The sequence below is a fragment of the Paenibacillus sp. P5_B5 genome, assembly GCF_056400365.1.
This window is the reverse complement of record NZ_JBFULK010000005.1, coordinates 24,759-50,564: the sequence shown is the minus strand read 5'-3', so window position 1 is coordinate 50,564 and position 25,806 is coordinate 24,759. Positions and strand designations below refer to the sequence as shown.

Annotated in this window: 21 protein-coding genes and 2 riboswitches; of the genes, 6 read left to right on the top strand and 15 right to left on the bottom strand. The window is 39.6% G+C overall.

The features are described from left to right. Positions 1 to 12: 12 nt before the first annotated feature. From AC1DOK_RS08055 to AC1DOK_RS08045, 3 genes are read right to left on the bottom strand one after another with little or no spacing between them, the layout of a single operon-like run. Positions 13 to 921, bottom strand: coding sequence for a DUF4097 family beta strand repeat-containing protein (locus AC1DOK_RS08055; protein WP_477553745.1), 909 nt, complete (start codon positions 919 to 921; stop codon positions 13 to 15). Beyond that, complete coding sequence (locus AC1DOK_RS08050; RefSeq protein ID WP_477553744.1) at positions 918 to 1,508, bottom strand: DUF1700 domain-containing protein; 591 nt, start codon at positions 1,506 to 1,508, stop codon at positions 918 to 920. Before AC1DOK_RS08050 ends, AC1DOK_RS08055 begins: the two co-directional genes overlap by 4 nt. Next, a complete protein-coding gene (locus AC1DOK_RS08045) occupies positions 1,501 to 1,830 on the bottom strand; it encodes a PadR family transcriptional regulator (RefSeq protein ID WP_477553743.1) in 330 nt (109 codons plus the stop codon). The genes AC1DOK_RS08050 and AC1DOK_RS08045 overlap by 8 nt, the downstream gene beginning before the upstream one ends. Positions 1,831 to 2,044: 214 nt before the next feature. Between AC1DOK_RS08045 and AC1DOK_RS08040 the strand changes: the two genes are divergently transcribed. After that, positions 2,045 to 2,599 carry a nitroreductase family protein gene (locus tag AC1DOK_RS08040; protein ID WP_477553742.1) on the top strand — a complete coding sequence of 185 codons (555 nt, stop codon included), beginning with the start codon at positions 2,045 to 2,047 and terminating at the stop codon, positions 2,597 to 2,599. On the opposite strand, the gene rfbC is transcribed toward AC1DOK_RS08040, so the two are convergent. The 3 genes from rfbC to AC1DOK_RS08025 all read right to left on the bottom strand — a co-directional run bounded on the left by rfbC (position 2,586) and on the right by AC1DOK_RS08025 (position 4,599). Continuing rightward, positions 2,586 to 3,137, bottom strand: coding sequence for a dTDP-4-dehydrorhamnose 3,5-epimerase (gene rfbC, locus AC1DOK_RS08035; RefSeq protein ID WP_477553741.1), 552 nt, complete (start codon positions 3,135 to 3,137; stop codon positions 2,586 to 2,588). The genes AC1DOK_RS08040 and rfbC overlap by 14 nt on opposite strands. Positions 3,138 to 3,243: 106 nt before the next feature. Then, positions 3,244 to 3,672, bottom strand: a complete 429-nt coding sequence (locus AC1DOK_RS08030) for a GNAT family N-acetyltransferase (RefSeq protein WP_477553740.1) — start codon at positions 3,670 to 3,672, stop codon at positions 3,244 to 3,246. 177 nt (positions 3,673 to 3,849) lie between these two features. Next, positions 3,850 to 4,599 (bottom strand): CAP domain-containing protein, encoded by a 750-nt coding sequence (locus AC1DOK_RS08025; RefSeq protein WP_477553739.1) that lies wholly within the window; start codon positions 4,597 to 4,599, stop codon positions 3,850 to 3,852. 3 nt (positions 4,600 to 4,602) lie between these two features. Continuing rightward, a riboswitch (cyclic di-AMP (ydaO/yuaA leader) is annotated at positions 4,603 to 4,736 on the bottom strand. A 253-nt stretch (positions 4,737 to 4,989) separates the two neighbouring features. On the opposite strand from AC1DOK_RS08025, the gene AC1DOK_RS08020 reads away from it, so the two are divergent. From AC1DOK_RS08020 to AC1DOK_RS08000, 5 genes are all read left to right on the top strand, one after another. Further along, complete coding sequence (locus AC1DOK_RS08020; protein ID WP_477553738.1) at positions 4,990 to 6,747, top strand: methyl-accepting chemotaxis protein; 1,758 nt, start codon at positions 4,990 to 4,992, stop codon at positions 6,745 to 6,747. A gap of 142 nt (positions 6,748 to 6,889) precedes the next feature. Continuing rightward, complete coding sequence (locus tag AC1DOK_RS08015) at positions 6,890 to 7,570, top strand: response regulator (RefSeq protein ID WP_477553737.1); 681 nt, start codon at positions 6,890 to 6,892, stop codon at positions 7,568 to 7,570. Further along, positions 7,567 to 8,940 (top strand): sensor histidine kinase, encoded by a 1,374-nt coding sequence (locus tag AC1DOK_RS08010; RefSeq protein ID WP_477553736.1) that lies wholly within the window; start codon positions 7,567 to 7,569, stop codon positions 8,938 to 8,940. Before AC1DOK_RS08015 ends, AC1DOK_RS08010 begins: the two co-directional genes overlap by 4 nt. Positions 8,941 to 9,017: 77 nt before the next feature. Next, on the top strand, positions 9,018 to 11,231 hold the full coding sequence (locus tag AC1DOK_RS08005; protein WP_477553735.1) for an MMPL family transporter: 2,214 nt from the start codon (positions 9,018 to 9,020) through the stop codon (positions 11,229 to 11,231). Next, complete coding sequence (locus tag AC1DOK_RS08000; RefSeq protein WP_477553734.1) at positions 11,228 to 11,626, top strand: DUF2871 domain-containing protein; 399 nt, start codon at positions 11,228 to 11,230, stop codon at positions 11,624 to 11,626. Before AC1DOK_RS08005 ends, AC1DOK_RS08000 begins: the two co-directional genes overlap by 4 nt. A gap of 77 nt (positions 11,627 to 11,703) precedes the next feature. On the opposite strand, the gene AC1DOK_RS07995 is transcribed toward AC1DOK_RS08000, so the two are convergent. The 9 genes from AC1DOK_RS07995 to AC1DOK_RS07955 form a co-directional block, all read right to left on the bottom strand. Beyond that, positions 11,704 to 12,609 (bottom strand): aldo/keto reductase, encoded by a 906-nt coding sequence (locus AC1DOK_RS07995; protein WP_477553733.1) that lies wholly within the window; start codon positions 12,607 to 12,609, stop codon positions 11,704 to 11,706. Between the two features lie 135 nt (positions 12,610 to 12,744). Continuing rightward, a complete protein-coding gene (locus tag AC1DOK_RS07990; RefSeq protein WP_477553732.1) occupies positions 12,745 to 17,235 on the bottom strand; it encodes a collagen binding domain-containing protein in 4,491 nt (1,496 codons plus the stop codon). A 318-nt stretch (positions 17,236 to 17,553) separates the two neighbouring features. Further along, positions 17,554 to 18,354 carry a transglutaminase-like domain-containing protein gene (locus AC1DOK_RS07985; RefSeq protein ID WP_477553731.1) on the bottom strand — a complete coding sequence of 267 codons (801 nt, stop codon included), beginning with the start codon at positions 18,352 to 18,354 and terminating at the stop codon, positions 17,554 to 17,556. A gap of 12 nt (positions 18,355 to 18,366) precedes the next feature. Continuing rightward, positions 18,367 to 18,452, bottom strand: a riboswitch (cyclic di-GMP riboswitch). A 92-nt stretch (positions 18,453 to 18,544) separates the two neighbouring features. After that, positions 18,545 to 19,225 carry a class D sortase gene (locus tag AC1DOK_RS07980; RefSeq protein ID WP_477553730.1) on the bottom strand — a complete coding sequence of 227 codons (681 nt, stop codon included), beginning with the start codon at positions 19,223 to 19,225 and terminating at the stop codon, positions 18,545 to 18,547. A gap of 31 nt (positions 19,226 to 19,256) precedes the next feature. Continuing rightward, positions 19,257 to 20,402 (bottom strand): response regulator, encoded by a 1,146-nt coding sequence (locus tag AC1DOK_RS07975; protein ID WP_477553729.1) that lies wholly within the window; start codon positions 20,400 to 20,402, stop codon positions 19,257 to 19,259. 235 nt (positions 20,403 to 20,637) lie between these two features. Continuing rightward, entirely contained in the window at positions 20,638 to 21,744 is a 1,107-nt protein-coding gene (locus AC1DOK_RS07970; RefSeq protein ID WP_477553728.1) for an alpha/beta hydrolase, read from the bottom strand. Further along, entirely contained in the window at positions 21,741 to 22,601 is an 861-nt protein-coding gene (locus AC1DOK_RS07965) for a phosphatase PAP2 family protein (protein WP_477553727.1), read from the bottom strand. The genes AC1DOK_RS07970 and AC1DOK_RS07965 overlap by 4 nt, the downstream gene beginning before the upstream one ends. Positions 22,602 to 22,627: 26 nt before the next feature. Then, entirely contained in the window at positions 22,628 to 24,328 is a 1,701-nt protein-coding gene (locus AC1DOK_RS07960) for a glycoside hydrolase family 3 protein (RefSeq protein ID WP_477553726.1), read from the bottom strand. A 37-nt stretch (positions 24,329 to 24,365) separates the two neighbouring features. After that, positions 24,366 to 25,709, bottom strand: coding sequence for a glycoside-pentoside-hexuronide (GPH):cation symporter (locus AC1DOK_RS07955; RefSeq protein WP_477553725.1), 1,344 nt, complete (start codon positions 25,707 to 25,709; stop codon positions 24,366 to 24,368). Between the last annotated feature and the right edge of the window lie 97 nt (positions 25,710 to 25,806).

The following is a 25,806-nucleotide window of genomic DNA, read 5'->3' as shown; positions in this document are numbered from 1 at the left end:
TGTTTGTGAATTTTATTGTTCACGAATTGAAATACTGCCTGAGCTAGTTTTTACCTTAATGAGGTCATTCGTTAATCCCTTGGATTCAGGGGCAGATATCGAGCCGGAAGACGCGCTTAGATCATATAAACCACCAAATTCCTTAGAAACGGCAAGATTAACACTACCTGAAGATGCTTTAATATCTGCTGCTTTGGTCAATAAATCATCAATGTTAATCGATCCAGAGCTCGTTTTCACATTCACCTTATCGCCTGTTAACTGATCTATTTTAATACTGCCAGAACTTGCAGTAGCATTCGTATTGCCTGTAATATCTGCTCCTTTGATACTACCTGAAGTCGATTTCAACGTTAATTGACTAGCTGTTGCACCATCAACTCTTATACTACCAGAAGAGCTTGATACTTCTGCTTGATCTGCTTGCAGATTCGTTATTTTGATGCTACCCGAAGAGCTATCAATATTTGCGGTTTTCGTCTTTAAATTCGTTAGACTAATGCTCGACGAACTCATATCAGTAGTAACTAAATCGAATGAAGCTTGCTTAGACATCGTGATCACAATTTGCTGTTTCTCGAATCCTGTGAAATCCATAAAGCTAAAGAACCGAGTATCTTCTCGTAACGATAAATTTAAGGTATGGTCTGTAATAGCTGCTTCTTCAATCTGCTGAATGACTGTATCGGATGCATTTCCTGTTATCTTGATTGAGTTCTGATCATCTGAGCTCGGGACAACCTCAAGTTCTATCGAATAGCTGCTACCCACTAAATGAAGATTTTTCAATTCATCGTTTGTGAATTTCCATTCCTTCACATATGCAGTTCCTTTACTACCGAAGTTGAAATTCGTAGAAACCACTCCTATCACTCCGATTAGCATACAAACGATACCTAACGTTAATAATATTTTCCTCATTCGTAATTACTCTCCTTTACAAGTGATCGCATCCAATTCCAATAGCCTACTGTTGCCTGTAATAACCAGCTGTAAACAGGCTTAATGGTTGTTGTAAATATTAGACCTACACCGACAAGCCCGATTGCTGTATACCACTTTGCAGGGACGAACTCGTTATAGAGAATATAATCTAGCAATGCAGCAATTGGGCTAAGGAAGAATGCAATCGAAGAGACACTAAAAGCAAACCAGGCTGCCCATAAAGAAACTCCTATTGGGAATACAATCGCAAGTGTAAGAAAACCTAGTCCAATCGAAAGTAATATTGTTCTCACGCCGCTTGTAGACGATTGAACATGAGCAGCTCTAGGATAGCTAGTTACATGTTCGAAGCTAGCAGCATGTAAATCATTTCGATCTTGAAGGACCTCTTTCACTATTTCATAGGGATTGCCAAGTTCATATGAAATTTCTGCCTCAGACTTGCCATTTTGTAACCCAAAGGTAAAATGAGCTTCATATTCATACAATAATTCATTTCTCTCCGAGATGGGAAGTCTTGCTAATTGCTGTTCAAGTATCCCCATATATTGCGCTTTATTCATCTCTCTCCCCATCCTCTAACAAGTTGTTTATCCCAGTCACAAATTGTTTCCATTCTGCAACCATTAAGCTTAAATACCCTTCGCCTAACTCAGTTAACTTATAATACTTACGTGGTGGTCCCTCATTAGACTCTTGTAAATAAGTCGTACAATAGCCTTCCTTAACTAGCCTACGCAGTAGCGGATATAAGGCTCCTTCAGCCACTTCAATATATTTAGAGAGCTGCTGAGCAAGTTCGTAACCATATTGATCCTTCTTGCTAATTAGAACAAGTACACAGAGTTCCAATACACCTTTTTTAAATTGTACAATAACATTCATGACATCCTCCACTTTATCTTACGTTGTTTAGAATTCATAGTACTGAACTATACTCACTACTGTAAAATAAATATATCACACAGTAGTGAACAATGCAAGGTAGTGATTTAATCATAATACTTGACATCCAACATACACAATCATATATTATTGAGTATGTATTGAGAATTATTATCACTAATCTAAGCACATATTGAAATGGAGGATTTTCCTTTTGAAAACAATACAAAGCATTATTAAAGAAAGACGTTCGGTGAGCAAATTTAAAGACCTTCCCTTCTCAACCGATATGATTATAGAATTATTAAATGTGGCTATCTGGGCCCCAAATCATAAGCTTTCAGAGCCTTGGAGATTCATTCTTGTACAAGGGGAAGGAAAGAAGCGATTAGCTAACGCTGTTCTCGATTCTTTCACAGCGGAGAATAAGGAGAAAATTGGCGAGAAGACCTATAACAATTTGGTTAATAACGTTCCTGTTCATCTAGTTGTTGTTGTCAGAGAAGACGAGAATCCTGTACGCAGAGAAGAAGATTATGCAGCTACAGCTAGCCTTATTCAGAATTTCCAACTCGCTGCATGGGAACAAGGTATCGGTATGGTATGGAAAACAAGTGGATACACGAAATCCGCACAATTCCGTGAAGCACTTCAGATCGAAGCTAACGAGCGTGTTGTTGGACTACTCCAAATGGGCTATCCCGAAATGATTCCGCAAGCAAGCTCTCGTATTCCTGCTGAGCAGAAGCTCACGATCATACAAAATTAATTTCTGCTAACTCTAATATAGGTAGATCTCGATCCTTAATGGATAGGATCGGCTTCGCGATTGGCCAATCAATCCCGATAAACTCATCATTCCAAGCTATTCCCCTATCACAATTCGGTGAATAATATTCATCAACCTTGTAGAATACTTGTGTATTGGGAACAAGTGTACAGAAGCCATGAGCAAATCCTTTGGGAATCAACAATTGTCTCTTATTCGCTTCACTAAGAACTACACCTGTCCAATGACCGAATGTTGGTGAGTCTTTGCGTAGATCTACCGCTACATCATAGATGGCGCCTGTTAAGACTCTCACCAGTTTAGTCTGTGCTTTGGGCTTGAGCTGATAATGTAGACCTCTTAGCACACCCGCTTCCTTGGATAAAGAATGGTTGTCCTGAACGAATGCGATGTTAATCCCTGCATCTTGAAACTCTCGTGAATTATAGCTCTCCATAAAGAAGCCACGTGGGTCTTCATAGCTTGCAGGTTCAATGATATATACATCTCGTAATTGTTTTGTTGGAATTATTTGCATACTAAATACACCCGCTTTACCCGTTTATATCACCATATGCGGTGGGTAAGCGGAACATACATAATGAACCGACTCCGTCCACTAATGCAAGACGGAGTCGGTTATTTTATAACTTTTTAACTAGATAATAGTGCGTATGCTCGCCTGCAACACCCTCAATTTGTCCATATACTTCAAACCCTTGTTTTTGATAGAAACCAAGTGCTTGAAAGCTGAGAGTGTCCAATTTAATCATCGAGCATTTCAGTTCCTTCGCTTTATCCTCTGCCATCTGAATCAGCTTAGCACCATAGCCACGCTTCCTCAGTTTCTCATCTAGCCATAGAATTTCAATCGCTAAGACATCCCAGAAATTACGACCTATCATTCCGCCACATACCTGACCACTCTCTTCGTCAAGCACGAAGAAGTTCACTTCTTGATGCTGCTCTCTCAGACGCTCTGAAATATGGTTTCGATTAAATTGTGATAATCCAGTTCTTACTTGCTTTTTGGCTTCTATATTCTCACCGTTGTCCTCTATGATCCGAAACATTGAATCCCCCCCATATCATTCAGCATAATAATCTAACATCTTATATAGATAGTAATTCTACGATAATCGAAAAATTTAATCAATTTATCGATAACCGCCAAAACATATGCTGATATATTCACAAAAAAAAGACTAACGAAAGACATATTTCATGCCTAACGTTAGTCTCTATTGAAATTAACCTATGAACTCTTGTACCCATACACCTTGATAATATCCTACACCTATTTTCGTAAAGTTAGGGTTTAGGATGTTTTCCTTATGACCCGCACTGTTCATCCAGGCTTTCATAACATCCGCTGGAGAACGCTGCCCTTTAGCAATGTTCTCACCCGCTGTGCGATAAGAAATGTTATAAGACTTCATCATATCGAATGGTGAACCGTATCTTGGTGAATTATGATCAAAATAATTATTAGTGTACATATCCTTTGCTTTATCTAGCGCCATATTTGAAAGAGCTGTGTCCATAGTTAGTGGCTTAGCACCAACTTTTGCCCGCTCATCATTAACAAGTTTAACAACCTCTTGTGTAAATTGAGAAGTGCCTGTATCCGGCTTAGTGCCCGTATCTGGTTTAGTACCTGTTCCTGGCTTAGTGCCTGTATCAGGCTTCGTGCCTGTGTCCGGCTTAGTACCTGTACCTGGTTTAGTACCTGTGCCCGGCTTAGTACCGGTACCTGGCTTACCTGTAACCGAATCCTTCCATTGCGGAGGCCATACAATATGAATGTTTCCGAATTCCGGATTTTTAATTTTCGTCTGAAGATCACTATTAATCTTCTTTATGATCTGATTAGCAGACTCATTATCTGGCAACTGACACGAATTATTTGTAGCGGCGGATGCTGCTCCAGCTCCAGCCGACACCATCATAACTAATGCTAGCGAACTTGTTACTGCTACTTTCTTAAAACTCTTTTTCATATCTTACTCTCCTTTGGTAGCCTACGAGGTTAGCTGACGGGTTCGAGATAAAGAGCAATCCTCTACCATATCAAATGGTTTCACCCCACAAAAACAACGGTTCCCCCGCGCTCAATGAGCTTCGACTTGATTGTGGTACTAAACCATAGTAACATCCTCTACCAACTCTTTCATTCCCAAATTAATGGTAGATATGGTTGTATTCAACTAGTTGACGCGATTATTAAAATAATCAAATAATTACTCTATTAAGTCACAAAATTAACATATGTCTGAAAATTATTATTCATTATCAAAAGGTCTTTGTAGGAATTTGTCGAAATACTGGGTGTAAATGGCATTGTTACTGCTATAGCAAGAAGAAACTGGAATAAACTGGAGGAGAACTATATGAGCAAAGATAAATCATTACAACCTACAATAACGATTCGCACCAAACTCCTTACTGCATGTTTAATTCTGTTAATCGTTCCAATAATTATTATCGGAACAATCAGTTATCAATCGTCATCCAAGGAAACAAACACACTTATTGAAAAAAACATTCAAAATAACGTAGCCATGGCACTTGCTCTGATTACCTCATTTGATGAATCCGTAAAGAATGGAACTTTATCTAAAGAAGAAGCACAAGAAAAAGTGAAAACAGCCTTACTTGATTCTAAGCAGGGGGGTATAAGAACGATCAATAAAGATATTGATTTGGGTGAGCACGGGTACTATTACGTACTTGATGATCAAGGTATGCTGCTGGCACATCCAAAGCTAGAAGGTCAAAGCATATGGGACAGAAAAACAAGTGACGGTTTCTACTATATCCAAGACGTTATCGCTAAAGCGAAAAGCGGTGGCGGATTAACCAAATATAACTGGCCTTTACCGAATTCCGAAAAGGAGGCGCTCAAGGTAGTATACAGTGCGTATTACGAGAATTGGGGCTGGATTGTCTCTGCTGGATCCTATATGCAGGATTACAACCAAGGACTCACCAATATCCTTAAGACCCTTCTCATCACACTTGCGAGTTGCTTCTTGGCAGGTCTACTATTTTCCTATTTATTCGCTAGGCATATAGCTAAGCCACTCTCTATTGTAAGTGAACAAACGGTGCAAATCGCAAAAGGTGATCTTACGGGTGACTTCCTACTCATCAAGAATCAGGATGAGCTCGGACAACTCGGAAGAATGTTCTCACTCATGCGTCAGAACATTCTTAAGCTTGTAACAGAAATCAGCACAAGCTCTGATCAAGTATCACAGAAGCTCGGGGCTTTAGCTCAATCAACACATGAAGTAACGGAAGCGAGCAACCATATTTCTTCTTCCGTCCAGCAAATTTCGTTACTCACTCACACACAAGCCAGAAGTGTTGAGGAGAATGCAAATGCAATGGAAGAGATGGCGGCAGCTATCCAGCGGATTTCAGAGACATCTACCATTACACTTGGTGTATCTGAAAGTATGGCTAATGAAGCTGATCAAGGTAGTTTATTTATAGCTGAGACTACAGAGAAAATGACTTCTCTACATGCCACGATCAGTGATTTATCGATCGTTATTGAGCAGCTTAATGATCGCTCACAGCAGATTGGTTCAATCGTTCAAGTCATTACAGAAATCGCTAATCAGACAAGATTATTATCACTCAATGCTGCGATTGAATCGGCTCGAGCTGGGGAAGCGGGTCAAGGCTTCGCTGTAGTTGCTTCCGAGGTTCGGAAACTTGCAGATCGCTCTAATCATTCTGCACTGCAAGTATCGGAGCTCATTAGCAGTATTCAAGGCAACATCACATTTGTTGTAACAGAAATGCATAGAAGTGAAATAGAAGTGAATATTGGAGTTGAATCCGTAATAAAAACAGGAGAAGCCTTTAATCGGATTCATCAAGCGACGAAGAATACTGTGACTCTTATTCAAGACGCATCCGCCGCTTCACAGGAGCTATCCGCGGGAGCACAGCAGGTTGCAGCGTCCTTGCAAGAAATGAAGCGAATGTCTGAGAACACCGCTAACACGACTGAATCCATATCAAGCTATACGGAGGAACAACTTGCGTCAATGGAGAACATTGTTGCATCTGCTGACTCAATTAGCCATTTAGCTGAAACTCTGCAGCAAACAGCTCATCAATTCAAAATTAAATAATTGAAGTTGATAAGCAAAGTGCTATTAATAAGAATAATTTTAGTCACATATTCGAGCATGTCTCTAACATTGAACTTGCAAATCATAATGTTTAAAGATAATCTGTAAGGGAAACCAAGTCTAAACCATAGGTGGGAATAACATGAGTAGACAGATTCTCATCGCTGATGATGATCCACATATTCGGGAGCTTGTAGGCCTGCTACTAAAAAGAGAAGGCTATACGGTACATGAAGCTGAAGATGGCGGTGCTGCTGCAGCAATACTTGAACAAGAGAACATTCATCTAGCAGTTGTTGATGTGATGATGCCGATCAAGAATGGTTGGCAGCTATGTGAAGAAATTCGCACACACTATGATATTCCTGTTATTATGCTCACTGCCAAAGGACAAGCCAAAGATATCGAAACGGGCTTTCTAGCCGGTACAGATGATTATATGGTCAAGCCCTTTGAACCCAAGGAACTACTCTTTCGAATTAAAGCCCTACTTCGTCGTTACCGAATGGTTTCATCTGAAGTCATTAAATTAAATAACACCATTATTAATCGTAAGAGCTATGAAGTCATTCATGGTGATAACATTCAAGTTCTACCACTCAAGGAGTTTGAGCTTTTATCTCAGCTCGCTAGCTTTCCAGGGCGTATTTTCACCCGCGAGGAACTAGTAGATTTAATCTGGGGAGCAGACTTCCAAGGTGACAATCGAACCGTTGATGTTCATATCAAACGACTTCGTGAGCGATTTAGCGATTATTCAAATGATTTTATCATCACAACAGTTCGAGGAATCGGATATAAGCTTGAGGTGCAAGAAGCATGAGAACCCTCTACGTCCGAATAGTCCTTATCGCTATCTTAATCGCTCTTATCAGCAGTACAATGGCACTCCTAGCGACCAGTATTCATTACCAAACGAATTTAAAAAAATATTACGAAGAGAAATTAATTCATATCTCAAAGGAAATTAAAACCCTGTATGAGCGAACACCCAAACTTAGTAAAGATGAATATTTTCCACATATCGCTAGTATGGGTTTTCAAATTTATTTAACAGATGGGAAACAGGGTGATTTTTACGGAAGAGCCTTTGGAAAAACCGAGCTTCCCGAGGATCAAGTAATTAATGTCTTGAATGGTCAAATATACTACGGTGCTCTAAGAGATACCAGTGGCCTCTCGATCACGGGGTATTTTGAGAATAGCTTACGGAATAGTGTCGGTATTCCAATTAACGTGCAGGGAAAGAATTATGCACTGTTTATTAAACCTGATCTAAATCAGCAAATTGGTGAAGTCCGCATTATTATGGCGTTACTCCTATTCTTTACCTTTCTATTTAGCATCGTGTTAATCATTATCTTCACTCGGTTTATCGTTAAACCTATTAAGAACTTAACCGAAGCAACTAAAAATATAGTTAATGGTGATTATGACCTTCAGCTCGATGTAAATAGACGGGATGAGATTGGTAACTTAGCTGGACATTTTGCACAAATGGCGCAATCACTTAAGCAGCTCGACGAAATGCGGCAAGAATTCGTAGCTAATGTATCTCATGAAATTCAATCTCCATTAACCTCCATACAAGGCTTCGTACAAGAAGTAATAAACGAGGAAACAGATGCTAAAGATAAAGAACGCTATTTACGAATCATTGATGAAGAAAGCAGACGTTTGTCTTCTTTAAGCAATCAACTCTTAACACTTGCTTCTCTTGATAAAGAAAACAGCGCCATTAAACGGTCCGTTTATCGATTAGATGAGCAAATCCGGCGGGTTGTTATTGGAGCTGAGTGGCTCTGGACAGAAAAGAATCTCACTATTGATATGGATTTACCTGAAGTAAAGGTATTTGCTGATCAGCAGCTGCTTCACCTCGTCTGGGTCAATTTATTATCGAATGCTATTAAATTCTCCAATAATAACTCGCTCATTAAGATCGAAATTCTTATTGAGCATCATATTTTCGTGACCGTCCATGATCAGGGAATTGGTATACCGGAGGAAGATCTCACACATATTTTTGATCGATTCTACAAAGCTGACAAAGCACGGAACCGTTCACATTCAGGAACTGGACTCGGTTTATCAATTGTGCATAAAATCATACAACTTCATCAAGGAGCAGTCAAAGTACAAAGTCAGGTTGGGTCTGGAACGACCTTTACGATACAATTACCGCATTTGTAACCAACTGTTCATCCTGCGTTCATATTCCGGTCTTATCATACTTGTATATGTAAGAAGAGACGGGAGTTGAATGACCTATGAAGCGGGGTTTCCGCAAATTAGCTGAATGGACTAGTAATCCTAAGGGAGCCAAAATCACACTTGCTGCATGGCTTGTTATCATTGTTCTATTAAGTGCAATCGCACCAGGCTCTAAACAATATGCTCAAAATAGTCAGGAAGGAAGTATACACGAAAATACTCCTTCCGCAATTGCATCACAGCTGTTAAATGAATATTACCCATCAAAAGATGGATTAACCGCATTACTCGTATTCCATCGTCCAACTGGAATTACTAGTGAGGATCAGGCCCAAATTATCGCTCTAAGTGAGTGGCTTGCTTCTGATCAGAAACCCGAGAATATCGCTGCTGCCCTCCCATTTCATAAGCTTCCAAGTAACATACAGAGCAGTATGCTATCAGAAGATCGAACATCATTGCTGATCAATGTCGCACTTCAGAAAGACATAAGTTCAGACATAAATTATAAAACTCTCAATCAAATTAAAGAGCATTTTGAAGAGTTGAACATGAATAATCTCCAATTTGAAATCACAGGACCAGCGGGAATATCCGCAGACACGATTAACTTGTTCAAAAATGCAGATTTCGTTCTCATGTTTGCAACTGTTGGTTTAATTCTTGTCATGCTTATCTTCATCTACCGTTCTCCACTACTTGCTATCATGCCACTACTTATCGCAGGCGTGGTTTATCAAGTAGTTGACCGACTGCTTGGATTCGGAGCTAAGAATGAATGGTTCGTCGTGGATAGCGCAGCAACTTCAATCATGATGGTCATGCTATTCGCAGTATTAACAGACTACTGTCTTTTCATTATTTCACGCTATCGTGAAGAGCTTCAGAAGATCGGCTCCAAGCACCATGCAATGCGTATGACCATGACACATCTTGGAGAGCCAATTGCCTTTAGCGGGGGAACCGTGCTCATCGCTATGCTGACACTTGCAACCGCAATCTTCAAGCCCTATAACCACTTTGCACCTGTATTCTCGGTAGCAATCGTCATCATTCTGCTTGCAGGACTGACACTTGTTCCTAGTATTTTCACCTTACTTGGCCGCAAAGCGTTCTGGCCATTCATACCTAGGTTGGAGGATAAGAAAGCGACATCTCATAAATTCTGGAGCAAGATTGGGTCGCTAGTAACTCGAAAGCCTATCATTACATCAGGTATTCTGATCATACTTCTCATGAGTGCTGCACTTAATCTGTTTTCGATAAATTTCTCGTTTAACTTAATGAAGTCTTTTCCTGAGGATATCACTTCACGCAAAGGGTTTGAGATATTAGAACAACATTATCCAAGTGGAAATCTCGCACCTGTTACTGTTCTATTGCAATCCGATAAAGAATTTCAGCTTAATCAGGAAACTGTTAGTCAATTAACGGCCTTGACCAAAGAATTGAAGAAGCAACCAGGGATTATGTCCATCTCGCCCTCTATTTCAGATGAATGGGTAAGCAATCCAGCCTTGATCCCGCAAAACTTTATCTCTGAGAGTAAAAAATCACTGAAATTTCAACTCATATTAAGAGATAATCCATATGATCAAGCAGCACTGAATACAGTTCAATCATTGCGAGATACAGCAGAAAGCTCATTAGCCGCTACTAATCTGAATGCAGTTGATTATTCACTCCATTATGCAGGGCAAACAGCTGAACAATTAGATGTACGGGAAATGAACACGCGGGATACTATTCTGTTGTTCACATTAATTACAGTCTTTATTACAATCATGCTCGTATTTCAAACACGTTCATTTAAGCTCGCTTTATTAATGATCCTAACGATCCTATTATCGTATGCCGCTACTCTAGGGCTTGGATGGATGATCTATCATTATGTACTTGGTTATGAAGCCATTAGTTATCGATTACCGTTATATACCTTTGTATTCATGGTAGCACTCGGAGTAGATTATAACATTATGTTGGTTTCTAGGATAAATGAAGAAGCTCGCAGTTATGAATGGAAAGATGCCATTAAACGAGGTGTCACTCATACTGGAGGAGTTATTTCTTCTGCAGGTCTAATTCTAGCAGCAACGTTCTGTGTCTTGATCACACAACCATTGCAGGAATTATTTCTCTTCGGACTCACAATGGCGATGGGCATCATTATTGATACTTTCCTCGTGCGAGGCGTATTGCTACCTTCCATCATGACCTTATTGGGCAATAAAACTACTACTAAACAAATTTCAAAGGAGCTGTCATCATGAAAAAACTATATTATTCTTCCTTATTTTATGTCATTTTAGGTCTCTTATCAGGTATATTCTATCGTGAATATACGAAACTCAATGAATTCACAGGAAAAACAATATTAGTTGCTACACACACCCACATTCTAGTGCTTGGTTTCATAGTCTTCCTACTCGTGCTCATACTAGCCAAGCAATTCGGTATTCATAAGCACAAAGGATTCTCAAGTTGGTTTGTCGTTTATCATATCGGTGTCCTTGGTACGGTCGGCGCACTAACTGCTCGCGGTATCATGCAAATTAACGGAACCGATTTTGCCGGCTTGCCTCATATTGCGGGTCTTTGCCACACTATACTAGGCGGCGCATTAATATGGCTTGTGGTTATGGTAGGAAAATCGATTAAAGAATAATTTATAAGCTTAGAATCCTAAATAAAGAGCGCAAGCCTATTGGCTATGCGCTCTTCTTTGTTACTATTAATTCGAATTCAGCGATGAAGCTCATAACGATTGGCTTTGCTAATGCTGCGAATCAGTTCCACTTCATCAGCAGATAATCTCGTAGTACTCGCTGCTTCTAAATTATGCCTTAATTGTTCACTTGAGCTTGCACCTGGAATAACAGTTGCTACAGTTGGTTCACTTAACGAATAACGAATTGCAAGCTGAGACATACTTCTTTGAGATTCTTTCCCCAGCGTTTGAAGTCGCTCTCGCAATTCTAGCAACTCCTCTAGATTGTAATTCAGGTAGCCTTTAGTGATCAATCGATTGCTTGCCAGAGCTCCACTTGCAATCGGTCCCCGTGCGATCACACTAATCCCCTGATTATTTAATAGAGGCAGCACCTCTTCTTCTGCACGGCGATCTAGGATACTGTATTGATTCATAACACTTACAATGGATGATCGTGCAGCGTATTCCCGAATCACACTCGGCCTAATCGAAGAGATACCATAATATCGAATGAGTCCCTCTTGCTTTAATTCTTCGAATGCCTCAATCGTGTCATCAATAGGGTCTTCCATTGTACCACCATGCAGTTGATACAAATCAATATAATCGGTCTGGAGTCTACACAAGCTTTCCTTAACCGCAGATTTAATATAGGTTTTGGAAGGATCCCAAATCCAACCATCCTGTCCCTCTACTCGGCGATTACCTACTTTGGTTGCTAGTACAACTTGATCACGCCGCCCTTTAATCGCTTTGCCAACAAGCTCCTCATTGCGACCACTGTCATATAGATCCGAGGTATCCAGCAAGTTTACACCATGATCCAAAGCTTCATGAATGAGAGAAACTGCCTTCTTCTCCTCCGTACCAAGTGACATACACCCTAATCCAATTTCACTTACCATCAGATCAGATGACCCTAATCGATTATGCTTCATAGACAGAATAATTCCTTTCTCATTTAACTTGTATACCTTGAATTATACAATACGAAGAGCCTGATGTAGAAAAAAACTGTACCCCAGGCAGATAATCTACTTTGGGTACAGTCTCAATAAAATTAATATTTATCTTTAGCTATTATGCGAGCGTCTCTTTCTGAAAATCATCAACGCAACACCCATAATAATGAAGCCTATGCCAGCCAGTTGTAGAAGCAGTTGGCTTTCTTCTCCTGTTTTCGGTAGAACTTTGCCTGGCACTTCTGTCTCAGGTTTAGTTCCTCCTGCCGGTACTCCTTCTCCATCAATCTCGTAGTCTGGATCAGTAGGTTCAGTAGGTTCTGTAGGTTCAGTAGGCTCGACTGGTTTCGTAGGATCAGTCGGATCCACTGGTTTTGGTGACGGTGTCGGTGTCGGTGTCGGACTTGGATTTACTGGTGGATTTGGATCAGTTCCGCCGCCTCCGCCATTACTTGTGATTCGAGAGTTCTTAAACACTAAATCTTTAACTTCAATTTGCTGCTCATCAATTGTAAATTCCAATGGCTTACTGTTCAGCAGATAACCCAAAGGAGCTTGCGTTTCAATCAGTTGATAGAAACCTGGTGTTAGATTGTCTACAAATACTTCTCCATTCTTATCCGTTGTTAATTTATCATTAACAAGAATAAACGGAACGGTTTCAACAGGTCTATACATCAGTTTAAACATAGCATTTTGGAGTAAAATTTTCGCATTATGTTCGTCAACCTTGACCAATTTGAACGCTCGGATAATTTTATTATTTGCTATCTCCACGTTCTTTTGCACCGCATCCAATACTACAATATTTTCAGTATTACCTGCAACGGTGTAGCCTTTTGGAGTCGTAATTTCTTTAAGAGTATACTGATCATAAGGCAAATCAATAAATGTAGCTATTCCTTTTTCATCCGTCTTCTTGGTAGCTATTAATGTCTTCTCACTGTTGTATAGTTCAAATTCTGCATCAGCTAAACGGATGTTTGAATCTGCTGCATCCACTTTGGTGATCGTCAGTGAACCAGTTCCTCTTTCGTTTTTCATTTCTACTTTTACTACTTTAGTTTGGTTTGCTTTAATTTCAAATGCTACTGGTTTAGTATTGATCAAGTAATGTTCAGGTGCTTTCGTTTCAACAAATTGATAATTCCCAGGCTCTAAGTTATTAACAACGATTGGGTTCATTACCTCAGTTGTCTTATGAGTACTTATTTTTTCCCATGTGCCATCTGGTTTTTCTTTCTGAAGCTCAAATTCCGCACCTGGCAATAACGCGTTAGTCTTGGAATCTACTTTTAATAACTCAACTGCTTGATGAATTTTTGCATTTTTGATATCTACTTTTTCAAGATTACTTTTAATATTTACGATTTGAGTATCATTAATACCTACTACATATCCTTCAGGTGCTTTATCCTCTCTTAACAAATATTCCCCATAGAGCAAGTTAGCAAACTTTACTTTCCCATCAGAACCTGTCATTAATGTTTTAATGACTGCACCACTATCTTTATCGATTAAAGTAAAGACGGCTCCTTCAAGCAATCCTTGAGAATTATCGGCATCTACTTTAGTCACTTCAAGAGCCCCAACTTCTCCTGTCCCTTCTCCCATACCACTGGTCTTTTTAATCGTATGCGTGATAACATCCTTGGTATTTTCTATTTTGGAATTTTCACCGGAATAGGTAATTTCATTAGTAACTTTGGCTCCGACTTTATCAAGGATTAGCGACTGATATTCCAAAATATATGGTCTATCTATTGATTTTTTGAAGGTGAGTTCAAATCCGATGACCTTATCATTTTGATTTATAAATGTAAGTGTATAATCATCTTCAGTTAATTTTTTGCCTTTGGATACCTCACCTTTCTCTGTTACAGAAGTATCATATAAAGCAAAGGAGTTCTCAAGCAGCATCTGATTCGTAGAAGGTGTATCAACCAGTTTCACATCCGATAATGTGGATTGACCAAAGTTGATGTCAACCTTCCAGTTCATCACCTTGCCTGCTTGTTCTCCAAATTTCTTGACGTGCGTGCCTCCGTTTGCAACAGATACACTAGCAGGAAGATCAGTGATTTTCGATGAATTATCATACAAAGTTGCTGTGTTGGAATAAGTTCCTTTAGTGATCTGACCTTCAAGACTGGTCGAGTATGATATTAAATAAGGTGAGTTAATTTCTTTCAAGAAATTCACTTTAAAACCTTTATCATCTTGATTCCACACAATTTCATAATCTTGTGGATCTGCTTCTTCTTTCGTTACAGTACCATTATTTGAACCGGATAGTTCCAATTTATATACTTTTAACGTTCCTTTCTTTAGTGTTTGATCACCAATAATGTTATCCTCAACGGAAGCATTAGCAAGTGTTCTAAGATTGTAATTAATCCCGATTTCCCAATTAATTGTCTTATCTATCGCATTGTACTTACCATTTTTAAATCCATTAGCTTGTGTATAGTTATCTGGTTTGAATTGTGCAGAGGATTCTTTTTCTTTAGTAGCGCCAGATTCATCGGTCCAAACAAGCTTAACTCCATTTTCTAAATAATTTTTAGAAGAATCAGCTCTATCTTCGTAAACAAAACTAGTTTTGTACGTAATTACATGAGGTGTTGATATTTCATTCGTAAACTCAATTTCAAAACCATCAGCATTTACTTTTAAGGTGTAATCAGTACCTTCTTTTAAATCCTTGCCTTCACCCCAGATTCTAAATGTATCATCCACAATCAAGGTTAATCCTTTATTTGCAAAAGTATCTGTTAGCTTAACCGATTTCATCTTGTGACTATCATTATTGAAACTAATTGTCCATTCTGTTGTTTTCGCTTTGTAGTCTGTACTGTTGTCTATATGCCATTTGTTCAAAATTTGTTGATAGATATTTCCTGTTCCTGTTTCGATCTTGCCATTAGCAGTTACTTCGTTAGTAATTGTTGCATTATCAAATACTCGACTGCTTGCTTTAGTTTTATAGACTATTTTATAAGCGGAATCAATGTCTTGATTGAATTGAAAATCAAAACCGTTTTTTGTATCATCGATTTTTTTGGAAGTAACCGAATAATTTTCAAATTTCTCCTCTTTTTCTTCATTTCCACTTTGTTCATTAATCGTTATTTTGTAAACTTTAAAAGAATCTGCTACAAGCTTCTGAGTGTTATCAAATTGATCTTTCAACAGAGCTTCTGCTTGTTTGATTGGTTTTTGGTTATAGTTGTATTTGATCTCCCAAGTAATTGTTTGCGTTGCCTGATCATAACCTCTTGATGTTTTCTCTAGTGCTTTTCCTCTTGTGACGTTTACCGACGCACTAGCTGTTAGTTCTGAAACATTGCCACCTGATAGAGTAACCTTATTCTCAAATAAAGTTTCTTCTGAATCTGCTGGCAGATTGGTTTTATAAATGATCCGGTAGGCTGAGCTAATATCTCCAAAACTCAACTTCAGCTCTGTGTCATTCGATGAATTCGTGTATTCTCCAGGAATTTTAAAATCCCCAGACTTAAGTTCCTCACCTGGTAATGTGCTTCCATCTACCAATGTAATCAGCTTAAACACTTTAACTGATGCTAGATCTAATTCCTGTCCCTTTGTCATGCTATCAGTAATCACTGCGTTCTTGATCTCTTTCAAATCTTTGTTAAAATCAACAGTCCACTCTATATTCTGTGTGTTGTACTGTCTATTCGGCTTTCCTTCCTTATCGATAGAATTCCCAATCGGCTTAAAATCGATTGGAATCTCCTGCTTAATACCGCCTTCAATTGGAGTTACAATAACCTTATTTCCTTCTGTTAAGACAGCTTTTTTACTAATCTTTGATAAAACTTCAATATTACCACTAATATTGGAGTGATTCTCGATAAAATCAGTAAACACAATGGTCACTAATTTGTTCATATCAACTGAAAATGTTCCTACTAAATCACCTTTAAAAAGCATTTTCTCATCTTTAACTTCTTCATAAACCTCAAATTCTTCTGGAAGGATAAATTTAAACGTTGCCCCAGCTTTATATCCATGGCCATTTTTAAGTGCCCAATCATAATTCACAGTAATAATAGATTCCGTATCAACACTATTTATGGGATCACCGTTAATGTTTTCAAACTTTAATTCAGCCTTCGTTAAAATATTCTCTTTTATTTCATTGCTATTCTCCTGTAAAGGAACAACTGTACCATCTTGTACTTTCTTTACAGCAGGGATTTCTATTTTACCTGAGGAGTCATTAGTTTGGTTCGGTAAAATGGTTACTGTTATTACACCATCTGTTGACACAACATAGGATCCAACTTTTTCTTCCCCAGTCGTCAAATCAACTGTTTGTTCATTCTCAATTGTTAAATCAGTTGGAAGATTGAACGAATAATTGGTTTCTGTGTCTTTATTATCCGCAATCAAGTTCCAATCATATTTAACTGAAACTTTAGAATCATCATTTGGATCTGCTTCAATCAGTTCGTTTGTTAATGTAAATGATGGATTCACATTTGTCTGATCCACATCTGCTCTTGCAATCAATGGTTGGAAAACATTAAAAACCATTAATATAAGTAATAATGAAACTATGCTAATCTTTTTCATAAGTCCTCCTATAATAGTTAATTAAAATAATTTGTCAATCTAAGTCGATTCTGTTGTAGTAATTATAATAATTAATGCTGAATATTTTCTGAATAACCTACAATTCAACAAAAAACCACTCCTATCCATGAACTGAACCCGAAAGAAAGACACTTTTAAAAAGTGCCCATCTCTCGGGTTTTTGTATCACTGGGATTAAAAAAAGATGACTCCTGATGAATACAGGGGTCATCTACTTTCAGTTAGCACTTTTTTTAACTGTCCACAAACAAGGTTACAGTCAACTGGAGATCAGACGGTTTCATAGTATATCACAAATCAATATTGTTTTTCAATCGAATAATCGCGCTTATCTTTAATCATAACTGGTTTCTTGCTTCCCAACGATTTAATAGAATCATATGTTGTATCGATTGTTACCCATTCATTCGTTTCTTGGAGATAAACCTCATTCCAGGCATGATATTGCTCGATATCATTCTTACTCCCCATCAACAGCTTAGTTGGAATGCCTTCACTTCGAAGCATAGCTGCGAACAAAGCCGAGTAATCATAACATATTCCTTGTTTTTCTTCCAAAGTCTTGTCTATAGAAGGGATATATTCGTTAGGAAGATTATTCGCTTTCTTATAATCATAGCTAATGTTGCTTATAATATAATTGTAAATTGCGGTAACCTTGTCTTTATCTTGTTTTAGATCTTTCGTCAATTCACGAGCTTTGGCTATCGCTTTCATATCCTTATTCCAATAAATCATCTGAATCGGCTGCAAATATACTTTATCTTTGCTTGAGGCTTTCAGAATGACATCTTTGTTTTCTACCATCTTATACTTGGTTCCTGTAACGTTCTCCAAGATGGATATCGTATATTTACCATCTCCTAGCTGCAAGGGAAAACGGTTGTTTGAAGTCAAGCTATATACATATTGCTGATTTCCTTTGCTGATCTTGACCTTTACTTTCGCATCGTTTGGAGATTGGTAAGAAACTATCACGATTCCATCACTTAACTCTCCCAGATTTATATAGGAATTCGAAGTACTAGCTAAAGCAATAGTTGGAGCAGACAATAAACAAACAATAAGCAAAATAATTGCAAATGGACGTTTAAACATAAAAACTCCCCTTTCGGTAGCTGGCTGCCATCTTAATAAATAAGGAAGGCCCTGTAGCTTTGCGTCTCTAATTTTCATTAGATTTGCCATTATCGGTGGAAAGCACCTGATATTTATTTGTTTTTTCTATATAGTAGCATAGCATGTCCCATTTATGTAAGCCTAATTGTCAAATTAGTCGAAAAAATATTTATTTGATAATTTTCCCCTTAATAATCAATCGATGAGTAGGATCTACCATAGGGTGACAAGTGATTAATGTGATCTCTTTATCTTTGTCATTCCCCTCCAGAACCCATACTTCCTCAGGCAATACATATAATTTTTCCGTTACGATGTACTCAAGCTGACTATTTCCGTTATCAACTTTAATCTTATCTCCTTCTTCAATCTCATCGAGTCTATTGAAATTCCTTCCATATGTAAAATTACGATGTCCTGCTATTGCATAGTTTCCAATTTCACCGGCTTTACCCGTATTTTCGATACTCGCAACAGTAGTCTTCATATTCTTGTCAGTCGCACCATGCAGTATAGGCAAGAGCAAATCAATTTTACCAATTGTTAAAATGCCCTCCATGTTCTTATAGCTGCTAAAGTCCGGCTTTGCTTGTTCCTTTGCTTCAGAATCATCTGTTACAGCTTGCAATTCATCAGATAATTCAACATCGATTGAAGTGCTCTCAGGAATCTCCGCTTTATCATTCTGCTCAGAGAAATCATCGCCGTTATCAATATTTTGAAGGCTGCTCTGCCATTCTTTTACCAGCTTTTGCTGCTGATAGTCTTGATACGCTTCAGTAAATTTGGGGTAGCATAAAATCGTAATTCCTATACAGATGAGCAGTGCAGATACAATTTTTATTTTCATATTATCTAGATCCCTATTTCCTATTTATAGATTACACTCTACTGTTCCACTCTTGATACCAATCAGTTAGTTCCTTACTAGGCGCTCCATCAAATTCCTCTTTTAAAATGTTCGAAATGAGCTGGTACTGTTTCCTTACTTCGCCTTGATGATTCAGTGTCTCATAAGTTTTCATCAGCCCAAAATATCCATCTTCTACATAAAGGAACTTCTCCCTAATTTGTTGATACAGTAATATAGCTTCCGTATATTGTTCCTGCGAAGCGTAATATTCTGCTATTTGCTTCACATGATTTAACCAGATTACACCGAGCCGCTCCTGTTCATGCTCCGCCCATAAATATCGATGTTCTTCAAAAAAATCTCCAGTATATAATGCCATAATGGATCTATGCTGATCAATCGTCTCTGAAGTCACCGTCTGTTGATGGCGCACACTTGTTTCCCATTCTTCAACATCCAGCCTCAACTCTCCCCATATCAAACGGTAGCCTTCGTCCTTATACTTGATCTCCAGATCTAAACCGGCAGCTTTAATAATTTTCCGAATTTGATAGATTGCTGTATGTAATTGAGTAGTTGCTCTCTCTGTATCATATTCTGGCCATAGCAAATCGATTAACAATTGCTTATTCACCGTTTTATCACGATAATAAGCCAGGTATGCAAATAACTCAGGTGCTTTTAGTGTTTTCCAGGGAAAATAGTGCTGAGTCCCATTCTGGTCGAGATAGTGCAAACTTTGTAAACAGCAGAGCTTGGCTTGATTGATTGGAGTTGTCTCACTAGTATTCGCAACCGTTTTGTCATTCGATTCTATCACTCTTTGAAGTGTCTTAGCCAACCTGCCATGGTGTACAGGCTTTAATAAATAGTCAATCGCATTCACTTCAAATGCTTTCACCGCATATTCTTGATAAGCAGTAACAAAAATAATTTGCAGATGAGGTTGAATTTGCAATAATCGCTCCGCTAATTCAAATCCATTAATCTCTGGCATCTCAATATCCAAAAAAGCCAAATGCAGCATTTCCCTCTGAGCTGCTTCTATCGCAGAATCAGGATCCTGAAAAGCGCCGATCAATTCAAGGTTAATGCCTGTTCCAGCATGTTCTTCTAACATTTTCTCCATTTTTTGCAAAGCAAGCCACTCATCGTCCACTATTATCGCTTTCAAGTCATCTCACCTCTTAATAACCGCCTTTTCTTTCTCCTTCCTTTATTTTAACAAGCAAAATGGATAATGTCCAAAATTTGCCTACTCAAGAAGAAACGGCTTCGCCGGCTTTAAAAGACGGAGCGTTTCTTAAGGTGATACTTAGAATTTATTAGACGAATGTTATAAATTCTATATCACTAAAAAATCTCGAAGACATGGTCGTCTTCGAGATTTGTAGAGATATTCTGTTCCTCTATAGTTTTGCAACGGACTTGGCAATCTCAGCCATACATTCTTCCGCTTGCGGATACAAGCCGATCTTATCCATGAACGCATGATCTAGCCCGTTGTAACGTATGATGCGTACTGGAACTCCAGATCGTTGCAGTTTTCGGGCATAAGCCTCGTTTTCCAATCGCAGAAAGTCGTACTCCGCTGTAATGATTAAAGTCTCTGGCATTCCTTTCAAATCGACAAGCAGTGGGGATAAATAAGGAGCTGATGCCTTCTCACGGCCTTGCAAATAGATCGCATCTAACAAGCTGGTAAGTTGATTGATGCCCTGGAGACCTGCCATAATAAACGGCTGATGATCGTTAATCGTATATTCCTCCAGCTTCCATTCGAAGTCATCCGTTGTAATTCCTGCCATATTGACGGTTGGATAGATGAGCGCCTGAAATTGAATCATGCCGGTTCCGAGGTCGCGGTCCATCATCGCACATACCGTCGATAAGTTTCCGCCTGCGCTATCGCCTGCTACTGCAAGCTTGCTCTTATCTGCACCAAGTTCCTTTGCATGTTCATAGGTCCATTTTACCGCATCAAAGCAATCGTGCAATCCCGCAGGATATGGATGCTCAGGAGCAAGTCGGTAATCGATTGATACAACGACCGCTGGTGCTTTCTCAGCAATCGCTTTACAAGGATTCTCCACGACATCCACCGTTCCGCCGAAGAAGCCTCCTCCATGAAAGAACACGACAACAGGAAGCAGCTTACCAGCTTTTGCCCCTTCTGGCGTATAAATACGGATAGGAATATCGCCATTACGCCCTGATATGTTTCTGGCATCTACCTGAATGGCAGTGCATGTAACGTCTGTATTCTCCCATCCCATCTGCTTGCGCATCATAAGTGCGACTTCAAACGGACTGAGTTTGGATAAATCCGGCATCTCGAAGCCAGCCATCGCCTCCGCTTGCTGCTGCATCACGCTCAGTGCACGAGGATCTAGAACTCCTTCCGCATCAGAATCCGGAATTCGCTTAATCATTGATTCCATTCCATTGGACTGCTGAATAATTGTACGTTCCTCTACTAATTTTAGCTGCTTGGCATAATCTTCTCGATTAGTCATTTAATATTCGCTCCTCTCTGATGTACAAAACTGTAATGGTAATTCCGATTAAACACATAATAGGTCAAGCTCAATAAACTTAACGAAATCATTAACCCGACCGTAACATCGGAAGCGTAGTGTGCTGAATAATAAACTCGGCTGAATGCAGTAACAAGCCACCATATAAATCCGCCATATAAGATAACTTGTTTCAAGCGCTTATATTGTGGTAATACAAACAGCGAGATCGCTACGGTTGCAAACGAATTTGCACTATGTCCCGAAGGGAACGAAGCTCCGCCCTCCCCTTGTATCAGATACCAAGGAGAGAAATTGGAGTAATCGGGTAATAAATCCCGAAATCTGACACGCCCCCAGCCTGCTTTAATCCCCTCAATTACAAACATAGTAACAATGATATAAATGATAGATGTATAGGCCATCCTTAACAAGTAGTTACGGTCCTCTGCTGAAAATCGAACATAAGCATATCTTTGCATAATGACCGTTATTAACAGCATGATAATCATGCTTAATACGATAAAAAGTGTCTTTGAATTCTCGAGTTCCAGACGGAACATCAGCATTACGATATGCATAACAATAGACAAGATGACCATGATGACTCCTAATACATAAAGGAACAGCTTTTTCCCCCATCTGGTTTCCTTGGCAGCGACTGCGAGAAACACATTCCCTGCCAGAAACATGATAATAACTATAGCCATCTCCCCATATATATAGAAGAATTCACCGAACGCTGACTGATTGGTTGCGATAGCTTTGGATATTTGTAAATCAGTAAATGAAAAAACTAGTAACAATAACGCCGCAACAGCCATCATAATTGCGTAGCTTTTCTTAGTTATTAGCAAACTGACTCACTCCTTTCAATCAAGCGCTATAGTTTAGCTTCCCAATATCCGCAAAAAGGATCAACAGGGCTTAGACCAGTGAATGGTGACTTTCCTTGCAGCTTCTCTACGATCGCATCAATTGAATAGGAGTTGCCCGAATAAGCATTGATAAATGTTTGAATCCGAGGTACATCCTGCAAATGGAACGGATTGGCCACAGAGATAAACAGGGTTGGCAGCTCCTTAATAAACCATGGAATTTCTGCTCCGAAAGGAGGCGTGTAGTTAATTCGCAGATCTGTCTTGTTGCTCGCTGTCGCATAATTCGCGAAGTAGATCGCCAGATCATATTTGCTCACAAATTCACGAACTGATGTAAACATCGCCATAAAGTTTTTCGGATCGTTCACCTGCACATCAAAACCAGATTCCCTCAATTTATCCAAGAACGGTTTGTGGCATCCTCCTCCAGAGAAGCTACCCTCTTCGTCCCCTAGCACGAATAAGACGATACGCTTATGTGTTTCTGGCGATATCGGCAGCAATTGTTGTGTATCTTTAACCAAGGTAACCGATTGGTCAGCGCACGCTCTAGCCCATGATTGATGCTCTTCCGACCCGATAATGCTGAGCGCAGCTTCATCCGGCACAAGAGTTCCCGCTTCCATATGCTCATGCAAACGTAGAGAAGCTTTCAGGCCAAGAATTCGAGTTACCGCCTGGTTCACGCGTTCTTCAGTTAATAATCCGTTCTGAATACCTTGCAGCATGTATTCAAGGTCTTCATCAAGACCACGGTTGAATAGGAAGATATCACAGCCTGCCGCAATCGCCTTAGGCACAGCAATTTCACGTCTCTCTGCAATTGTAAATCCTGCCATAAGCGTTGCATCGCTGACAATGACGCCGTTGAAGTTTAGCTTGTTACGCAATAGTCCTTGCAGAATTTCTGGTGATAGTGAGCTTGGGAGTAGGTCTTCATCCTTCAGGTCTGGATTAAAGTGCCGCTGATAAGCAGGCTGCATAATATGCCCCACCATAACGGTATTGGCTCCTTCGTCAATCAATGCCTGATAGACCTTGCCGAAGGTCGCATCCCACTTCTCCATCGAAAGCGAGTTCACACTCGTAAGCAAGTGCTGGTCCCGGTCGTCCACCCCATCACCCGGAAAATGCTTGATGGATACGGCCATTCCATTCTCATGAGCGGCTCGCATATACGCCCGGCCCATTTCAAGTACAGTTTCAGGGCGATCGCCAAACGTACGAACATTTGTGATCGGGTTGCGGAAATTCATATTAATGTCCACGATTGGCCCGAAAGACCAATTGAGACCAACTGCTTTGCCTTCACGGCACGCAACAGTTCCTAATTTATAGGCCATCTCAGGATCATTCGTTGCTGCAACCTGAAGCTGCTTCCCAAAGTATGTTCCTTCAGCGGCAACCCCGTCACCGCCGTTCTCCAAGTTGGCGGCCAGAAGCATAGGCACTTTACTGCTATTCTGCATAGCCTCATGTGCAGAGCGAATCTCCTTCGCAGGGCCTGGGCGATACATTAATCCACCAGGCTGATATTTTTTCACCATTTCAATTAGCATATTCGTGTCGCCCATACCAACGGGACAGAACAACTGACCTACTTTTTCCTCTAATGTCATAGTCTCCAGCGTACTTTTTACCCATTCTATATCTTTCTCTTTCAAATTAAATGGTTTTGTGGACAAATCGACTTGATGCAGCATCGTATACTGTCTCCTCTCAGGGTTGAATTCATTTCTTCTACATCCGATGGCGCTCTTCCAAATCAGCTAGCATTTGTTTTTCTTGTTTGTCTAATTTATAGAATAACAGGGCAACAAATGCCAAAATGTAGCATATAGTTGGTATCCAAATATAATTCAAATCAATTGCAAATAATGCTGAGCTTGACTGTTCCGCACCTGGTATATATCCGCCTAAGGCGAGCAACCATGCGGACAATGCTCCTCCGATCCCCATCCCGAATTTCACTCCAAAGGCCGAAGACGCGGTTAATAGACCTTGTGCACGAACACCTGACTTCCATTCACCGTAATCGACCGTATCAACGATCATAATAAACAGCAAACCAGCAGCAAAACCTCCACCCAAGCTTCCGATGACGCTCCCGCCGATCAGCAATCCAACACTGCTCATCTGATCACCCATGAACATTACCAGTTGGCCGATAATGGAAATTCCTAAGCCCATCAACATCGTATTGCGTTTGCCAATCTTTTTCGTGAAGAAAGGAATCATAATCAACGTAACAATTAACAACATATTCAAGCCCATCATAATTGGTATGAGATCTGGTTTTTGAATTTTGTAAGTAAAATAGTAAATCGTCGTCTGCGTCTTCATGATGTTCGCAATCCAGAAGATGAAATTCAGGAACAACATGATAACCCACGGCCAATTGCCCTTAATTGCTTTGATGCCTTCACGGAAAGCCAAAGATTTCTGGGCAGACGGTGATCCAACCCGTTCTTTCACTTGGAAAAAGGCATTAATGAACAAAAAGAACGCAATTACTGCAAAGATCGTCATCGTAAGCGAAAAACCCTTGGCGTCATTGCCGCCACCAAGCTTCTCTACCATTGGCAGTGTAATGGTTGTTACCAAGACCATTCCGACCATAGCAAACAGCATCCGTACAATACCGATAACCGTCCGCTCCTGAGGGTCGCTCGAAAGACTTGGAAGAATCGAGGTTATAGGCAAGTTGATCCCTGCATATAAGATACCGAGCAGAATATACGTCACATAAGCATACACAATTTGCCCTGTAGGACTGATATCTGGAACAGAAAAGGTTAAAACGGCTACGACACAGAACGGAACTGCGAGCCACAAAAACCATGGCCTGGATTTCCCCCATCTTGTGTTGGTTTTGTCAATCAGGATCCCGAATATGGGACTGTCACATGCATCAACGAATCGTGCAATCAAAAATAACGTTCCAACTACACTAGCACTAAGCCCCACAGAATCCGTATAGTAGAACAGCAAATAGGTCGTAACGACTTGAAATACTAGGTTAGAGGCTGTATCAGTCAAGGCATAACTGATTCGCTCTTTCCAGGGTACTTGCTTAGCTGACATTTTAATTCCTCCTTTATCGGATATACTTAAATTATAGTAAGCGCTATCATTTATGGCTTTCCCCTATTTATCTAAGTTGCTTAAACAATTTAACCAC

What these genes read in the sequence shown, in the direction of transcription:
- AC1DOK_RS08055 (WP_477553745.1), bottom strand. Translation starts at nt 921, where the DNA reads ATGAGGAAAATATTATTAACGTTAGGTATCGTTTGTATGCTAATCGGA.
- AC1DOK_RS08050 (WP_477553744.1), bottom strand. Translation starts at nt 1,508, where the DNA reads ATGAATAAAGCGCAATATATGGGGATACTTGAACAGCAATTAGCAAGA.
- AC1DOK_RS08045 (WP_477553743.1), bottom strand. Translation starts at nt 1,830, where the DNA reads ATGAATGTTATTGTACAATTTAAAAAAGGTGTATTGGAACTCTGTGTA.
- rfbC (WP_477553741.1), bottom strand. Translation starts at nt 3,137, where the DNA reads ATGCAAATAATTCCAACAAAACAATTACGAGATGTATATATCATTGAA.
- AC1DOK_RS08030 (WP_477553740.1), bottom strand. Translation starts at nt 3,672, where the DNA reads ATGTTTCGGATCATAGAGGACAACGGTGAGAATATAGAAGCCAAAAAG.
- AC1DOK_RS08025 (WP_477553739.1), bottom strand. Translation starts at nt 4,599, where the DNA reads ATGAAAAAGAGTTTTAAGAAAGTAGCAGTAACAAGTTCGCTAGCATTA.
- AC1DOK_RS08020 (WP_477553738.1), top strand. Translation starts at nt 4,990, where the DNA reads ATGAGCAAAGATAAATCATTACAACCTACAATAACGATTCGCACCAAA.
- AC1DOK_RS08015 (WP_477553737.1), top strand. Translation starts at nt 6,890, where the DNA reads ATGAGTAGACAGATTCTCATCGCTGATGATGATCCACATATTCGGGAG.
- AC1DOK_RS08010 (WP_477553736.1), top strand. Translation starts at nt 7,567, where the DNA reads ATGAGAACCCTCTACGTCCGAATAGTCCTTATCGCTATCTTAATCGCT.
- AC1DOK_RS08005 (WP_477553735.1), top strand. Translation starts at nt 9,018, where the DNA reads ATGAAGCGGGGTTTCCGCAAATTAGCTGAATGGACTAGTAATCCTAAG.
- AC1DOK_RS08000 (WP_477553734.1), top strand. Translation starts at nt 11,228, where the DNA reads ATGAAAAAACTATATTATTCTTCCTTATTTTATGTCATTTTAGGTCTC.
- AC1DOK_RS07995 (WP_477553733.1), bottom strand. Translation starts at nt 12,609, where the DNA reads ATGAAGCATAATCGATTAGGGTCATCTGATCTGATGGTAAGTGAAATT.
- AC1DOK_RS07990 (WP_477553732.1), bottom strand. Translation starts at nt 17,235, where the DNA reads ATGAAAAAGATTAGCATAGTTTCATTATTACTTATATTAATGGTTTTT.
- AC1DOK_RS07985 (WP_477553731.1), bottom strand. Translation starts at nt 18,354, where the DNA reads ATGTTTAAACGTCCATTTGCAATTATTTTGCTTATTGTTTGTTTATTG.
- AC1DOK_RS07980 (WP_477553730.1), bottom strand. Translation starts at nt 19,225, where the DNA reads ATGAAAATAAAAATTGTATCTGCACTGCTCATCTGTATAGGAATTACG.
- AC1DOK_RS07970 (WP_477553728.1), bottom strand. Translation starts at nt 21,744, where the DNA reads ATGACTAATCGAGAAGATTATGCCAAGCAGCTAAAATTAGTAGAGGAA.
- AC1DOK_RS07960 (WP_477553726.1), bottom strand. Translation starts at nt 24,328, where the DNA reads ATGCTGCATCAAGTCGATTTGTCCACAAAACCATTTAATTTGAAAGAG.
- AC1DOK_RS07955 (WP_477553725.1), bottom strand. Translation starts at nt 25,709, where the DNA reads ATGTCAGCTAAGCAAGTACCCTGGAAAGAGCGAATCAGTTATGCCTTG.